The following is a 15,051-nucleotide window of genomic DNA, read 5'->3' as shown; positions in this document are numbered from 1 at the left end:
GAACGAAAAAGGCCGGTGCAGCGCCGGCGGCCTTGCGGCCTCAGGCGTTGCACCGGCCCGTTTGCGGCCGTCAGTCCGTATCGCGGCGGTGCGCGGCCTGATACAGCGCCGGCAGCACCAGCAGGCTCAGGATCGTCGCCGAGATGATGCCGCCGATGACGACCGTTGCCAGCGGCCGCTGCACTTCGGCGCCGGTGCCGGTATTGAGCGCCATCGGCAGGAAGCCCAGCGACGCCACCAGTGCCACCATCAGGATCGGCCGCAGCCGTGACAGCGCGCCCTCAGTGATCGCCTCGTTGAGCGGCCGGCTTTGCGATAGCAGGTGGCGGAACATCGACACCATCACCACACCGGTCAGTACCGCGACACCAGACAGCGTGATGAAGCCGACGCCGGCCGAGATCGACAGCGGAATGTCGCGCAGCCACAGCGCGATGATGCCGCCGGTCAGCGCCAGCGGCACGCCCGAGAACACCAGCAGCGCGTCCTTGACCGACGAGAACGTCAGGTACAGCAGGCCGAAGATCATCAGCAGCGAGATCGGCACGACGATCATCAGGCGGTTGGCCGCCGAGGCCAGCTGCTCGAAGGTGCCGCCCCAGCTGACGTAGTAGCCGGTTGGCAGATTGACGCCGGATTCGACCGCGGCGCGCGCCTCGGTGACGAAGCCGCCGAGATCGCGGCCGCGCACGTTGGCGGTGACGACGACGCGGCGCTTGCCGTTCTCGCGCGAGATCTGGTTCGGGCCGAGCGTGCGTTCGATCTTCGCGACCTCGGACAACGGCACGTAGCCGCCGCCCGGCAGCGACACCGGCAGGCGCGCGAGCGCCGCCGGATCGGTGCGCGCCGCCTCGGGCAGGCGCACCACGACCGCGAAGCGCGCGTCGCCCTCGAAGATCGTGCCGGCGCCGCTGCCGCCGACGGCGGTGGCGACCAGATCCTGCACGTCGGCGACGCGCACACCGTAGCGCGCCAGCTGCGCGCGGTCCGGCAGCACCGCCAGCATCGGCAGGCCGCTGGCCTGCTCGACCTTGACGTCGGCGGCGCCGGGGATCTTGCCGATGCGCGCAGCGATGCGGTTGGCAAGCCGCTGCAGGGTGTCGAGATCGTCGCCGAACACCTTGATCGCGACGTCCGAGCGCACGCCCGAGATCAGCTCGTTGAAGCGCATCTGGATCGGCTGGGTGAAGCTGTACGCCGCGCCGGGCACGGCGTTGACGGCGGCGGCCAGCTCGTCGATCAGCTGTGCCTTCGGCTTGTCCGGGTTCGGCCATTCCTCGTGCGGCTTGAGCATCACGAAGGTGTCGGTCTCGCCCGGCGACATCGGGTCGGTCGCCGCCTCGTTGGTGCCGGTACGGGCGAACACGAGACGCACCTCCGGCACTTCGAGCAGCGCGGCATTGACGAGCTTCTGCGTCGTTACCGCCTGCTCGATGCCGATGCCCGGGATGCGGGTCGGCTGGATGACGAGGTCACCCTCGTCGAGGTTCGGGATGAATTCAGCGCCGAGCCGCGTCACCAGCCAGCCGCAGGCCAGCGTCAGCGCGACGGCGCCGCCGAGTACCAGCGGACGGTGCGTCAGCGCCCAGTTCAGCATCGGCGCATAGACGCGCTTGGCGCCGCGCACCAGCACGTTGTCCTTCTCCGAGATCGGGCCGGTCAGCAGGATCGCGACCAGCGCCGGCACCAGCGTCACCGACAGCAGCAGCGCGGCGAGCAGGGCGATGATCACGGTCAGCGCCATCGGGTGGAACATCTTGCCTTCGACGCCGGTGAGGGCGAGGATCGGCAGGTTCACCAGCACCACCACCAGCACGCTGACCAGACTCGGGCGGAACACTTCGCCGGTCGCCTCGTGCACGACGGCGAGCCGGTGGCGCAGCGGCAGCACGCCGCCGCGCTCGTGCTGCGCGTGGCCGAGCCGCATCAGGCAGTTCTCGACGATGATCACCGAACCGTCGACGATCAGGCCGAAGTCGAGCGCGCCGAGGCTCATCAGGTTGGCGCTGATGTCGCCGCTGACCATGCCGGTGAAGGTCATCAGCAGCGACAGCGGGATCACCAGCGCGGTCAGCAGCGCGGCGCGCAGATTGCCGAGCATCACGAACAGCACCACGACGACCAGCACCGCGCCTTCGATGAGGTTCTTCTGCACGGTGGCGACGGTCTTGCCGACCAGCACGGTGCGGTCGTAGACGGTGACCGCCTCGACGCCTTCGGGCAGGCGGCCGCGAATCTCGTCGAGCTTGGCGGCGACGCGACGGGCGACGATGCGGCTGTTCTCGCCGATCAGCATGAACGCCGTCGACAGGACCGTCTCCTCGGTGCCGAGCTGCGCGGCGCCGGTGCGCAGCGGACCGCCTAGGCTGACCTCGGCGACATCGGCGACCGTGACCGGCACGCCGTTGCGCGTGGCGACGACGACGCGGCGCAGGTCATCGAGCCCGCGCAGTTCGCCGGGCACGCGCACCAGCAGCTGCTCGCCGTAGCGCTCGATGTAGCCGGCGCCGCGGCTGCCGTTCGATGCGATCAGCGCCATGCGCAGATCGTCGAGGCTCAGCTGCTGGGCCAGCAGCCGCGCCGGATCGGGCAGCACGTGGAACTCCTTGACGCGGCCGCCGATGGTGTCGACCTCGGTGATGCCGGCGGTCTGCCGCAGCTGCGGCCGCACGATCCAGTCCTGGATCGTGCGCAGCGCGGTGGCGTCATACGGCGTGCCGTCCGCCTGGCGCGCGTCGGGCTTGGCGCGCAGCGCGTACATGAAGATCTCGCCGAGACCGGTCGCGATCGGGCCGAGCGAGACTTCGGCGTCGGCCGGCAGGCTGGAGCGCACGTCGATCAGGCGCTCGTTGACGAGCTGGCGGGCCAGATAGATGTTGGTGCCGTCCTCGAACACCGCGGTGATCGTCGCCAGGCCGTACTTCGAGATCGAGCGCGTCTGCTTGAGACCGGGCATGCCGCCGAGCGCGGTTTCGATCGGGAAGGTGACGCGGCGTTCCGTTTCGAGCGGCGAATAGCCGGGCGCACGCGCCGCGACCATCACCTGCACATTGGTGATGTCCGGTACCGCGTCGACCGGCAGGCGCTGGTACGAGAACACGCCGATCGCCGCCAGCAGCAGGGCCAGCAGCACCATCATCCATCGCCGCGTGACGGCGAGGTGGAGCAGGGAGTCGATCATGGGTTCACTCCTCGCTCTTGGCCTGCCACTGCGACTTCAGCAAAAAGCTGTTGCCGACCACGACGCGCTCGCCGGCGGCGAGGCCCTCGCGCACTTCCGCGTAATGGCGGTCCTGCGCGCCGAGCACGACGGCGCGCGCGACGAAACCGCCGTCGCGCTCGACGAACACGCTGCTGCGGCCCTCCAGCTCCTGCAGCGCCGATTGCGGCACGGCGAGCGCGACGGCGTGCTCGGCGGTGATCAGCTCGGCGCTGACGAACTGGCCCGGGCGCCAGCGGCCGTCGGCGTTGTCGAGCGTCGCGCGCACGCGCACGCTGCGGCGCTGCGGATCGCTCTCCGGCGCCACGTAGTCGACACGGGCGCGTGTCGCCTCGCTGCCACGCTCGGCGTAGAGATCGACGGCCTGGCCGACGCTGACGCGCCCGGCGTCGTGCGGGAACACCGCCAGCTCGGCCCAGACCTTCGACAGGTCGCCGATCATGAACAGCGTCTGGTCGCCGAGCGACTCGCCGTCGTTGACCTGGCGGTCGAGGATGCGGCCGCCGATCGGCGCGGTGATGCGGTACGGCTCGAGGCTGTCGTTCGATTCGACCACCAGCAGGGTCTCGCCGGCGGCGACGCGGTCGCCGATGTTCTTGGTGACCTTGCGGGCGATGCCGGGATAGCGCGCGGCGACGCGGCGGATGTGATCGGCGGCCGGCGCGATCTCGCCGTAGACGCTCAGCACGTCGGCGATCGTCTGCGGGCCGGCCGGCGCGACTTCGACGCCGGCCTCGCGGCGGTGCGCCTCGTCGAGATGGATGACCAGTTCGGTCGCGGCGGCCGGCGTGGCGGTCGCGGCCGGCGGGGCGTCGCCGCCGCAGGCGCTGAGCAGGGCGGCGAGCGCGATGCTGGTGAGGGCAAGAGTGTGGTTCATGGCGAGGGAGTTCCGTTCGGGGCGGCGGCCAGCGCGGTCATGCGCTCGACGGCGGCCAGCATGCGGTGATAGTCGGCGGCGTTGGTCAGCAGTTCGCGTTCCAAGTCGAGGCGCGTCTTCTGCGCGTCGAGCAGGTCGATCTGCGAATAACGGCCGTTGGCGTAGCCACGGCGCGTCAGCGTCAGTGCTTCTTCGGCCTGCGGCACCAGCACATCGCGCAGCGATTCGACCATGGTGCGCGCGTGGCGCAGTTCCTGGACGAAGTCGTACAGCGTTGTTTCGCTGCGCACCGCCGCGGCGCGGCGCTCGACGCCGACGCGGTCGCGCAGCGCCGCGGCTTCGGCGATCGCGCCCTGGTTGCGGTTGCCGATCGGCAGCGGCAGCAGCATCGAGGCGATCAGCGCGTAGTCGCCGGTCGACTGCAGACGGCGCACGCCGGCGCTGAACAGCGGGTCGCCGTTGACCTGCGACTGCGCGTAGCTCAGCTCGGCATTGCGCAGGCGCTGCTCGACGTCGTAGCGCGCGAAGTCCGGGCTGCGCCGCAGGCGCTCGACCAGCACGCTGTACTCGTCCGTTTCCGGCAGCGTGCGCAGCTCGGCGCGGGCATGGTCGAACTGCGGCTCGGATTCACCCCACTGCGCGCCGAGCATGCGGCGCTGCGTCGACAGCAGATGCTCGTAGTGCTCGTAGTCCAGCTGAGCGCGTTCGAGCGCGATGCGCGCGCGGTTGACTTCGAGGCTCGACGCCGCGCCGGCGCGCACGCGGCGCTCGGCCGCGCTCAGCGTCAGCTTGGCGTTGTCGACGCCGCGCTGGGCGAGGTCGAGCTGCTCCTGCGACTCGACCACGTCGATGAAGCGGCGCGTGGTCTCGGCCAGCACGTCGAGGCGCGCCAGCTCGGTGTCAGCGTCGACCTGTTCGATCTGCGCGCTGGCGACGCCGATGCGCGCTTCACGCTTGCGTGCGCTCTGCCAGACCTTGGCCAGGCGCAGCGTCGCCTCGATCGAGTCGGCATTGCGGTAAGGGCCGCTGCCGGCGAAGTTCTCGAGATCGACGCCGACTTCGGTGCGCGGGCTGAGCCCGGCCTGCACGCGGCGGCCGTCGGCGGCGGCGCGGTCGTAGGCGTAGCGGGCCAGATCCGGATGCGCGCGCAAGGCGAGCGTCGCGGCCTGATCGAGGCGCAGTTCGCCGAGCGGATGAGGCACTTCGGCCACGGGGGGCGCGGCGGCGACCGCGCAGGACAGCGCCAGCAGCAGGCCGAGGCCTGCGGCGGGACGCCAGCGTTTGGGCAACATGTGTAGCTCCCGAAACTGATGAATACGACGGCATCGCCCATGCCGGACGGCATGCGGGCGATATTGGGGCAGGCCGCAGCCGCACGCCTTGACGGGCGTCAGCCGCAGCAATCGGGAACTAGCGGGGCGGGCCGCGCAGCGGCGGCGGGAGCTGCGGTTGCCTGTACAGCCCGGACCGGCTGGCGCGCTCGGGGCGCAGGCCGGCGTGCGGCGGCGCGAACAGCAGCAGCAACAGCGGCAGCAGGACGACGAGGGCGACCGGCCAGGCCGTCAGGGGCATGACGGCCTGTGCCGAACCGTCGTCGCCGAACATGCGCACGTCGTGATCCTGATCGTGCGGCAGGTGCGGGGTCGAGGCGTCGGCGATATAGGTCAGCGGCACGATGCTGCCGTCGACGGTCGTCTGCGTTTCGCCGAGATGCTGGTGCCAGTGCAGGTCGACGGCGCGCACGAGCAGCATCGAGCTGACCAGGACGGTCAGCAGGACGGCGAGCAGCGGCGAGCCGTGACGGAACATGTGATCAGTGTAGCAGCCGGTGTCCCGGCGGTGCGTAAATGAGAAGCACGACGCGTGCCGGGACGCGCCGTGCTGGCCGGTTGGCGCGCGTTACTTGGCCGGCGTCGCCGACAGGCGCTTGCAGATCGGCCGGTCCGGATTGGCCTTGCAGGCTTCCTCGAGCTTGGCGCGACGCTCTTCCTTGCACGACTCCGGATGGGCCTGGCACTCGGCCGCCTTCTCCTGCATCTTCTGCTTCATTTCCTCGCACTTGGCCGGATCGGCGTCGCACTTGGCCTTGATGCGTTCCTTGGCCTGTTCGCAGCGCTCCGGATGCTGCTGGCACCAGGCGGCACCGGCACCGGAGCCGGCCGGTGGCGTCGCGCCGTCCTGCGCGTGCGCGAGCGGGGCGCTGCCGAGCACGGCGAGCGCAACGAAACACAGCGAACGGATCTTCGAGGAGCGGATCTTCATGGCGGGGCTTCCAGTCGGGGAGGGCACGGGCAGTGTGCCGCAGCCGCGTCGCCGACGGTGTAACGCTTTGTCACGCCGGCGCGGCCGCCGCGGCGACGCTCAGGCCGGCCGGATGTCGCCGGCGACCGGCGCATTGTTGACGATGACCGCGGTGCGTAGCTGCGTGAGGTTCTCGCGCATGATGTCGGCGACCAGCTCGTCGGTGCGCGGGTCGGCGAGCACCTCCTCGACGATGCGAAAGCCGGCGTCGACCAGCGCCTCGCTGATGTCGCGGTAGAACGGCAGCCGCGACAGCCGGCTGGCGCGCGGATCGTTGGCGAGCTTTTCGAAGACCATCGCGCGCAGGTCCTTCTCGTTTTCCTTGAGTGCGCGCGCGATGTTGCGCGTGTAGGTGCCGCGGCCGAGCACGTCGGCGACCTCGTCGAGCACGGCGACGGTGACGGCGTCGCTGATCGAATCGACGATGGTGTTCTTGAAGCGGTTGACGAGCAGGTAGGTGAAGTCGTCGCCGAGCGCGCGGTCGGCGGCGCTGCCGAAGCGCGACAGCAGTACGACGATGCGGATCACGCGGAACAGCCGGAAGCCGCGGATCGCCGGATGCGCCGCCGGGATCATGCCGAGAATCTCGTACCAGTTGCGCATCAGGAACTGGCGCTTCCAGCCCTCGGCGCGCCAGCGCCACAGGAATTCGACGGCGAAGATCGCGCAGATGACGAGATCGGCCAGGATGATGTCACGGCGTTCCTGGGCGGTGACCGGCCCCCAGGTTTCGTAGGCGAGCAGGCCGATCGAAACGATCGCCAGCGCCAGCATCAGCCAGTCGACGGGGCCGATGCGGCGGCGGGGCGGGGCGGCGGTGGCGTTGCGCATGGGGCTCCTTCGCGGTCGCGAGCGGCGATCCCGCCGTCAGGTCGGCGGCGGTCGCGCAGAATGAGGAAATGCCCGCTCTGAACGGCGGGCATGCGCCGCTATGATGCGGCCACCGCAACGGGAGCGCACCCCATGATCCGATCCGTCACGATGGCACGTGCCGTCGCCGCCGCCCTGCTGCTGCTCGCCGGCGCCGTGCGGGCCGACGCCGGCGCGACGTTCCGCGCGCAGTTCGGCGACGCTTTCCTCGATCGCTACTGGGCGCTGCAGCCGGACGCGGCGATCGCCGTCGGCTATTACCGCTATGCCGCGCGCATCGCCGTGCCGGACGCCGCCTACCGCGCGCGCCGGCTCGCCTTTCTCGAACGCTCGATCGCCGCGCTGCGGCGCCTGCCGGAGGCCGGCATGGACGCAGCGATGCGTACCGACGGCGCGGTGCTGCTGAGCCAGCTGGAGCAGGAACGCTGGTCGCTCGCCGAGTTCCGCGAGTGGCAGTGGAACCCCTCGCTCTACAACGTCGCCGACGCCTTCGCGCTGCTGCTGAACACGCCGTACGCGCCCGAGGCCGAGCGTCTGCGCACAGTCTCGCAGCGCCTGACGCAGGTGCCGGCCTATTACGCGGCGGCGCGCGCCGCGATCGCGCGGCCGGTGCGCGAGCAGGTGCAGCTGGCGATGCAGCAGAGCCAGGGCACGCTCGACGTGTTCGGCGAAGCGCTCGAGCGGCAGCTCGCCGGTTCGGCGCTGCGCGCCGACGAGCGCGCGCGCTTCCTGCAGCGGCTGCGCGCCGCACGCGTCGCGGTCGAAGGCTACATCGCCTTTCTCGAGGCGCTCGACCAACGGCTCGCGCGCGACGGCGGCGGCCGCGACTTCCGCATCGGCCGCGCCGCCTACGAGCGCCTGTTCGGCTACGCGATCCAGACCGGCGTCACGCCGGACGCGCTGCATGCGCGCGCGCTGCAGGAGAAGGAGCGGCTGCACGAGCGCATGGCCGAGCTCGCCGACCACCTGTGGCCGAAATACTTCCCGGATCAGGCGCCGCCGCCCGAGCGCGTCGCACGCATCGGCCAGCTGATCGCCCGGCTGTCGGACAACCACGCCACGCCCGCCGGCTTCTACGACGAGGTGCAGGCGCTGATTCCGCGCCTGGAGGACTGTGTGCGCACCCACCAGCTCGTCGATCTCGATCCGAGCCGGCCGCTCGCGGTGCGCGTGACGCCGCCGTACCAGCGAGGCGTGGCGATGGCCTCGGTCAATGCGCCGGGTCCTTACGATGCGACCGCCAAGACCTATTTCAACGTCACGCCGCTCGACGCGTTCACGCCGGCGCAGGCCGACAGCTTCCTGCGCGAGTACAACCACTGGCTGCTGCAGATTCTGGTGATCCACGAAGCGGTGCCCGGCCACTACGTGCAGCTGGTCTACGCCAACAAGACGCCGAGCCGCATCAAGAGCGTGTTCGGCAACGGCCCGATGATCGAGGGCTGGGCGGTCTACAGCGAGCGCATGATGCTGGAAAGCGGCTGGGACCCGTCGCCGGAAATGGAGCTGATGTACTCGAAGTGGCTGCTGCGCGTGGTCTGCAACACGCTGCTCGACTACGGCGTGCACGTGCGCGGCATGCAGGAGGACGAGGCGCTGCGCCTGCTGCGCGACGAAGCCTTCCAGAGCGAAACCGAGGCGCGCGGCAAGTGGCGCCGGGCCCAGCTCAGTTACGTGCAGCTGGCCAGCTACTTCGCCGGCTTCTCGGCGATCTACGACTTCCGCGAAAGCCTGAAGCAGCAGCTCGGCGAGCGTTTCGACCTGAAGAAGTTCAACGACCGTTTCCTGAGCTACGGCAGCGCCCCGGTCGCGGTCATCACGCCGCTGATCGGCGCCGCCGACGTCTCCCGCTGAGCCGTCGGTCGCCACCGTCCGGCGCCCGCCGCGCGCCGGACCGGATCGAATCGTGTAAAGCGCTGGCATCAAACATGCTTGCGAATCATCCGACCGTTCAAGGTGGAACGGCATCGGGGGAATTTCGTGCGCCTACGCCTGTTCCGGCAGCCGTCGCTGTGCGCCGCATTCGCGGCATTCGTCGCCACCGTCCTGAGCGCGCCGGCCGCGGCCGAGGTCGCGGCGCGCCCGCATCTGGTCGCCACCGACGCCATCAGCGCCGGTGACACCGCATGGATGCTCAGCTCGACGGCGCTCGTGCTGCTGATGACGATCCCCGGCCTGGCGCTGTTCTACGCCGGCATGGTGCGCAAGAAGAACGTGCTCGCCACCGCGCTGCAGAGCTTCTTCGTCTGCGCCCTGGTCACCGTGCTCTGGGTGCTGGTCGGCTACAGCCTCGCGTTCACGCCGGGCAGCCCGTACCTCGGCGGCCTCGACCGCTTCGCGCTGCAGGGCCTGCTGTATCTCAAGGACGCCGGCCAGCTGACCGTCAGCCACGTCGCGACGACGATTCCCGAATCGGTGTTCGTGATGTTCCAGATGAGCTTCGCGATCATCACCCCGGCGCTGATCACCGGCGCCTTCGCCGAACGCATGCGCTTCGGCGCGATGGTGCTGTTCATGGCGCTGTGGTCGCTGCTGGTCTACGCGCCGGTCGCGCACTGGGTCTGGGAGCCGATCGGCTGGCTCGCCGGCCTCGGCGCGCTCGACTTCGCCGGCGGCACGGTCGTGCACATCAACGCCGGCGCCGCCGGCCTCGCCTGCGCCTACATGCTCGGCCGGCGCACGCATTACGGCAGCGAACCGTTCATCCCGTTCAATCTCGGTTTCACCATGCTCGGCGCCTCGCTGCTGTGGGTCGGCTGGTTCGGCTTCAACGCCGGCTCGGCAGTCGCCGCCGACGGCCGCGCCGGCATGGCGATGCTGGTCACGCAGACGGCGACGGCGATGGCCTCGCTGACCTGGGTCACCGCCGAGTGGCTGATCCGCGGCCGCGTCTCGCTGCTCGGCGCGCTGTCCGGCGCCGTCGCCGGCCTGGTCGCGATCACGCCGGCGTCCGGCTTCGTCAACGTCGGCGGCGCGCTGGCGATCGGCGTTGCCGCCGGCGTCGCCTGCTACTGGGGCGCGACCGGCCTCAAGCGCCTGCTCGGCGCCGACGATTCGCTCGACGTGTTTGGCATTCACGGCATCGGCGGTCTGGTCGGCGCGCTGCTGACCGGCGTGTTCGCCGACAAGAACATCGGTGGCGCCGAAGGCCACGTGCTGACGCAGGCGATCGGCGCGTTCGCGACGCTGATCTACAGCGGCGTGGTGTCGCTGCTGATCCTGGTCGTCCTCAAGTACACCGTCGGCCTGCGCGTCAGCGCCGAGGAAGAGCTCACCGGACTCGATCTCTCGCTGCACGGCGAGACGATTCCGTAGATCACGATCGACGCGGCGCGAGGCCGGATCGGGGCAGACGGAAGGAGCGGTTTTTGGGCGTCCGGCATGAAACCGGCGCAGGGGAGTTGTCGTCATGACCGAGAACGAAGCATTGCTGCTCGCCACGCGCCTCTACGTGCGCATGCGCGCCAACGGCGGGCGCGTGATCGACGCCGTCTGGATGACGCAGAACGCCGAGTACGCGCGCGAAGTGTTGCGCCTGGCCTACGCGCATGCCGACGGCGAGGTGCAGCGCCTGGCGGCGCGTTTCGAGGAACTGATGTTCGGCGCCGCGGCACCGCGTGCCGCCGCGCCGGTCGCGCCACGCCCGGCGCCGGCGCCGGGGCTGGCGGTGCCGAACAAGTATGTCGGCGTGCTGCGCTGAGGAAGGTCTGAAAAACGCCGTCATCGCGAGGCTGCAGCGGCCGTGGCGATGCAGAGACGCCGCGGGCGTCGTGCGCCGCCGGATGGCTTGATCGCCTGCGGCTTCTCGCCATGACGATGATGAGCTTTTTCAGAGGTTCCTAAACGCGTTCTGTCGCGCCGGCGCGGACGTGACGCCGCGTTTCCCGGCTTTTCTTCCTACGACGAGCAGCTGACGGTCAGATGGCGGGCATCCGCCGGCGGCTCGGCCGCATAGGCCTCGTGTTCCGGCTGTTCGTCGTACGGGCGCCGCAGGATCGTCAGCAGGCGCTCGATCTCCGCGCCGCTGCCGCGCTCCGCCGCCTCGATGGCGCGCTGCGCGAGATGGTTGCGCAGCACGTACTTCGGATTGACCGCGTTCATCCGCGCCGCGCGCGCTGCGTCGTCGGTGCCATCCTCGGCGCGCAGGCGCGCGCGCCAGTCCGGCAGCCAGGCGTCGAAGGCCTCGACCGCCGGCAGCCAGTCGCGCAGCGCCGCGGCGTCGCCGCCGTCGGCGGCCGGCACCGCGGCGAGGCGGCGGAAGCTGAGCGTGAAGTCCGCGCGACCCTGGTGCAGCAGCGACAGAAAGCGGTTGATCAGCGCCGCATCGTCGTCACGCGCTTCGCGCAGGCCGAGCTTGGCGCGCCAGCGCGCGGTCACCGTCTCGCCGTAGACCGGGCCGTAGCGTTCGAGCAAGCCTTCGGCAATTTCGACGGCGCGGTTCTCGTCGTCGTCGAGCAGCGGCAGCGTCGCCTGCAGCAGCCGCGAGCAGTTCCAGTAGCCGATCGCCGGCTGGCGGTCGTAGGCGTAGCGCCCGCCTTCGTCGCTGTGGTTGCAGATGTGGTGCGCGTCGAACGCGTCGAGAAAGCCGTAGGGGCCGTAGTCGAGCGTCAGGCCGAGCACCGACATGTTGTCGGTGTTCATCACGCCGTGACAGAAGCCGACGCTCTGCCATTGCGCCATCAGCCGCGCGGTGCGCTCGACGACCTCGCCGAGCCAGCGCGCGTAGCGGTCCGGGGCGCCGCGCAGCGCGGGGAAGTGCTCGTCGATGACGTGGTCGGCGAGCGGCGCCAGGCGCTCGGGCTGGCCGCGGTAGTAGAACACCTCGAAGTGGCCGAAGCGGATGTGCGAGGGCGCGACGCGGCAGATCACGGCGGCGCGCTCGATCGTCTCGCGGTGGACCGGATCGTCGCCGACGATCAGGCTCAGCGCCCGCGTGCTGGGGATGCCGAGATGATGCATGGCCTCGCCGGCGAGGTATTCGCGCACGCTGGAGCGGATCACGGCACGGCCGTCGGCGAAGCGCGAGTACGGCGTGCGCCCGGCGCCCTTGAGCTGCAGATCCCAGCTGGCGCCGGCGGCGTCACGGATCTGGCCGAGCAGGATCGCGCGGCCGTCGCCGAGTTGCGGCACCCAGACGCCGAACTGATGGCCGGCGTAGAGCGTGGCGAGCGGCGCGCCGCCGGGCAGCGGGCGATTGCCGGCGAAGATCTCGACAAAGGCCTGGCTGTGCAGCGCGCCGGGATCGAGGCCGAGCTGCGCCGCGAGCGCGGCGTTGGCGTGCAGCAGCCGCGGCTCGCGCAGCGGCGTCGGCGCGACGCGCGTGGCGTAGGCCTCGCCGAGCGCGGCGAGGCGGTTGTCGAAGCGCAGCGGTTCGAGGGGTTGGATCACGGCGGGTCTGGCAATGGCGAAAACGGATGGCGCGCGGCTGCGCGCACTGTAGCGAAGCGGTCGCCGCGATGCCTGCGGTGCGTCGCCGTCCATCTGCTATAAAGACCGCCATCGCGCGCCCGCCATCGGCCACGGCGGCGCATCACCGTTGCGCATGGAGCGAAGCCGTCATGATGAACTTCAACCACAACATGGGCCTCTGGGGCTTCATCGTCCTCGTCGCCGACATCTGGGCGATCGTCAGCGTGGTGCAGAGCGCCCTGACGACCGGAAAGAAGGTGTTGTGGATTCTCCTGATCCTGTTCCTGCCGGTGCTCGGCTTCATTCTCTGGCTGCTGGTCGGTCCGCGCGGTCGCTGACGACGGGCCGCGTTCAGACGCCGAGCCGCGCGCGCAGCGCCGCCGGCGTCCAGTAGGCCGGCGGCTGTGTCGCGCCGAGCGCACCGACCAGCTCGATCAGCGCCGCGTTGCGTGGCGCGGCGGCGCCGACGCGCGCGGCGAGCCGCACGATCTCGCCGTTCAGCTCCGCCGCCTCGGTGCGCCTGCCGTGCTCGACGTCGGCGACCATCGACGGATAGGTGCGGCCGTGCAGGCCGTTGCGCCAGCGCGCGAAGTGCCAGGGCAGCTGCGTGCGGCCGGCGAGCAGCGCGCGATAGACGCCGTACGGAAACGGCATCGGCAGATCGAACGCGGTGCCGCTGGCGCGCAGCAGGCCGACCGCCTCGTCGAGGATGGCGACGTAGATGGCGCGCAGATCTCGCTGCGTCAGCAGTTCCTCGAAGCTCGCGTGGGTCAGCGCGCAGATCGCGTTGGCGAGGTTGATCAGCAGCTTGCCCCAGGCCGCGGCTTCGCCCTCGGCGCGCTTCACGGTGACGCCGGGCGCCGCCAGGGCGCGGCGCAGCCGGGCGTCGTCACTGCCGACGATCAGCTGCGGGCGCGTCGTCAGCTCGGTCTGCAGCGGCGCCAGCCATTGCGCGTTGAACATCACCGTCAGCGGCACGACGCGCGCGTGCGGCAGGCGCTCGCGCAGGCGGCGCAGCGCCGACAGGCCGTTGAGGGTCGAGACGAGGGTGCAGCCGCGCGGCACCGGCGGCAGCGCGTCGATCAGCGCGTCGAGCTGCGGATGCTTGACGGCGATCAGCAGGTAATCGACGCCATCGAGCGCAAGGCTGTCGGCGAGCGGCGGCCGCGGCGCGCGCAGCTCGCCGCCGGCATGCCGCACGCACAGCGACGCGACCGCCGCGAAGGCGGCGCGATCCTTGTCGCGCGCGTAAATCCGCAGCGGTTCGCGACCGGCGGCGACGACGAACGTCGCCAGCGTCGTGCCGACCGCACCGGCACCGGCCAGCAGCATCATCGCCGCGTCGCGCCGTGCGGCGCGTGTTTCGTGCTCATGTCGGCTCTCCTCGATCGCGGGCCCGGGTCCGGTGCGCCGCTGCTTGCGCCCGATTATGCGTGGCCGCCGCGCCAGACGCGGGCGGCAGCCGGACAATGACAGCTGCGGCCGGCTCTGCGAGCGTGCCGGCACGAAGCGCGTGCCCGGACATGACACAATCGCCGGCGCCAGGACCGCGAGGGGGAAAACATGCTGAGACGCTGGATCGTCGGAGGATGCGGGGCCGTGCTGTGCGGCGTCGCCGCCGCGCAGGCCGCGCCCGCCGCGCCCGCGCAGACGGATGCCGCGACCACGGCCGAAGCGGTGCTCGCCTGCATGCGCGGCAACATTCCGCAAACGCTGACGATCAAGGACATCCTGCTCACCGCGACCGACCGCAACGGCAGCAGCCGCACCCTGCAGGGACGGCTCTATGCCAGTCGCGAGCAGGACAAGCTGCGCGCGACGATCCGCATCGCCTCGCCGGCCGACCTCGCCGGCGCCGCCTACCTGTTGCGCGAGCGCGACGGCGGCGACGAGATGTACACCTACCTGCCGGCGCTGGCCAAGGTGCGCCGCATCAGCGGCGCCGCGGTCGACGGCTCCCTGTGGGGCACCGACCTGTCGTACGGCGACGTCAAGCAGATCGCCAATGCCTTCACCGGCGCGCAGGCCCGACTGGAGAAGGAGGAAACGCTCGGCGGCCGTGCGACGCACGTGCTCAGCGTGGTGCCGAGCGCCGCCGACAGCGCGCGCTTCAGTCTGCTGCGCGCCTGGGTCGATGCCAAGACCTGCATGGCGATCCGCGTCGACTTCCTCGATGGTGAGACGGTGCGCAAGCGGCTCACGGTCGAGCCACAGGATCTCGCGCAGAGCGGCGGCTACTGGTACGCCTCGCAGGCGCTGATGAAGGACCTCAAGGAAGGCTCGCAGACGCGGCTGAAGGTGCTCGGCATCAGCGCCGACAAGGACCTCGCCGACCGCTATTTCAATCCCGGCACGTTCTACGTCGGCAGCTGAG

General features: G+C 70.6%; 13 protein-coding genes. 5 read left to right on the top strand and 8 right to left on the bottom strand.

All coding sequences use genetic code 11. From position 1 onward, the window contains the following. Positions 1-70: 70 nt before the first annotated feature. The 6 genes from H149_RS0110760 to H149_RS0110735 form a co-directional block, all read right to left on the bottom strand. Entirely contained in the window at positions 71-3,181 is a 3,111-nt protein-coding gene (locus H149_RS0110760; RefSeq protein ID WP_020649763.1) for an efflux RND transporter permease subunit, read from the bottom strand. Between the two features lie 4 nt (positions 3,182-3,185). Then, positions 3,186-4,097: an efflux RND transporter periplasmic adaptor subunit gene (locus tag H149_RS0110755; RefSeq protein WP_020649762.1), complete on the bottom strand. Its 912-nt coding sequence runs from the start codon at positions 4,095-4,097 to the stop codon at positions 3,186-3,188. Beyond that, on the bottom strand, positions 4,094-5,389 hold the full coding sequence (locus H149_RS0110750) for a TolC family protein (protein ID WP_020649761.1): 1,296 nt from the start codon (positions 5,387-5,389) through the stop codon (positions 4,094-4,096). Before H149_RS0110750 ends, H149_RS0110755 begins: the two co-directional genes overlap by 4 nt. Positions 5,390-5,507: 118 nt before the next feature. Beyond that, positions 5,508-5,906 (bottom strand): hypothetical protein, encoded by a 399-nt coding sequence (locus H149_RS0110745; protein WP_020649760.1) that lies wholly within the window; start codon positions 5,904-5,906, stop codon positions 5,508-5,510. Between the two features lie 90 nt (positions 5,907-5,996). Further along, on the bottom strand, positions 5,997-6,359 hold the full coding sequence (locus tag H149_RS0110740; RefSeq protein WP_020649759.1) for a hypothetical protein: 363 nt from the start codon (positions 6,357-6,359) through the stop codon (positions 5,997-5,999). Positions 6,360-6,458: 99 nt separating this feature from the next. After that, entirely contained in the window at positions 6,459-7,229 is a 771-nt protein-coding gene (locus H149_RS0110735) for an ion transporter (RefSeq protein WP_020649758.1), read from the bottom strand. A gap of 132 nt (positions 7,230-7,361) precedes the next feature. On the opposite strand from H149_RS0110735, the gene H149_RS0110730 reads away from it, so the two are divergent. The 3 genes from H149_RS0110730 (at position 7,362) to H149_RS0110720 (ending at position 10,968) form a co-directional block, all read left to right on the top strand. Beyond that, positions 7,362-9,122, top strand: coding sequence for a DUF885 domain-containing protein (locus H149_RS0110730; RefSeq protein ID WP_020649757.1), 1,761 nt, complete (start codon positions 7,362-7,364; stop codon positions 9,120-9,122). A gap of 126 nt (positions 9,123-9,248) precedes the next feature. Then, positions 9,249-10,583 (top strand): ammonium transporter, encoded by a 1,335-nt coding sequence (locus H149_RS0110725; protein ID WP_020649756.1) that lies wholly within the window; start codon positions 9,249-9,251, stop codon positions 10,581-10,583. A 94-nt stretch (positions 10,584-10,677) separates the two neighbouring features. Next, complete coding sequence (locus tag H149_RS0110720) at positions 10,678-10,968, top strand: hypothetical protein (protein WP_020649755.1); 291 nt, start codon at positions 10,678-10,680, stop codon at positions 10,966-10,968. Positions 10,969-11,165: 197 nt separating this feature from the next. Here the strand turns inward: H149_RS0110720 and H149_RS0110715 are convergent, their stop codons facing one another. Beyond that, positions 11,166-12,749, bottom strand: coding sequence for a protein adenylyltransferase SelO (locus H149_RS0110715; protein ID WP_083930928.1), 1,584 nt, complete (start codon positions 12,747-12,749; stop codon positions 11,166-11,168). A gap of 77 nt (positions 12,750-12,826) precedes the next feature. On the opposite strand from H149_RS0110715, the gene H149_RS20635 reads away from it, so the two are divergent. After that, entirely contained in the window at positions 12,827-13,015 is a 189-nt protein-coding gene (locus H149_RS20635; RefSeq protein ID WP_020649753.1) for a PLDc N-terminal domain-containing protein, read from the top strand. A gap of 13 nt (positions 13,016-13,028) precedes the next feature. On the opposite strand, the gene H149_RS0110705 is transcribed toward H149_RS20635, so the two are convergent. Continuing rightward, on the bottom strand, positions 13,029-14,012 hold the full coding sequence (locus H149_RS0110705) for a ketopantoate reductase family protein (protein WP_020649752.1): 984 nt from the start codon (positions 14,010-14,012) through the stop codon (positions 13,029-13,031). A gap of 228 nt (positions 14,013-14,240) precedes the next feature. Here H149_RS0110705 and H149_RS22175 point away from each other — a divergent pair, with 228 nt between their 5' ends. Then, a complete protein-coding gene (locus H149_RS22175; RefSeq protein WP_083930927.1) occupies positions 14,241-15,050 on the top strand; it encodes an outer membrane lipoprotein-sorting protein in 810 nt (269 codons plus the stop codon). The last annotated feature ends 1 nt before the right edge of the window (position 15,051 follow it).

Origin of the sequence: Solimonas variicoloris DSM 15731 (assembly GCF_000382285.1) — a bacterium.
In the GTDB taxonomy this organism is placed as follows: Bacteria; Pseudomonadota; Gammaproteobacteria; order Nevskiales; family Nevskiaceae; genus Solimonas; species Solimonas variicoloris.
This window is presented reverse-complemented; position numbering and strand designations above follow the sequence as displayed.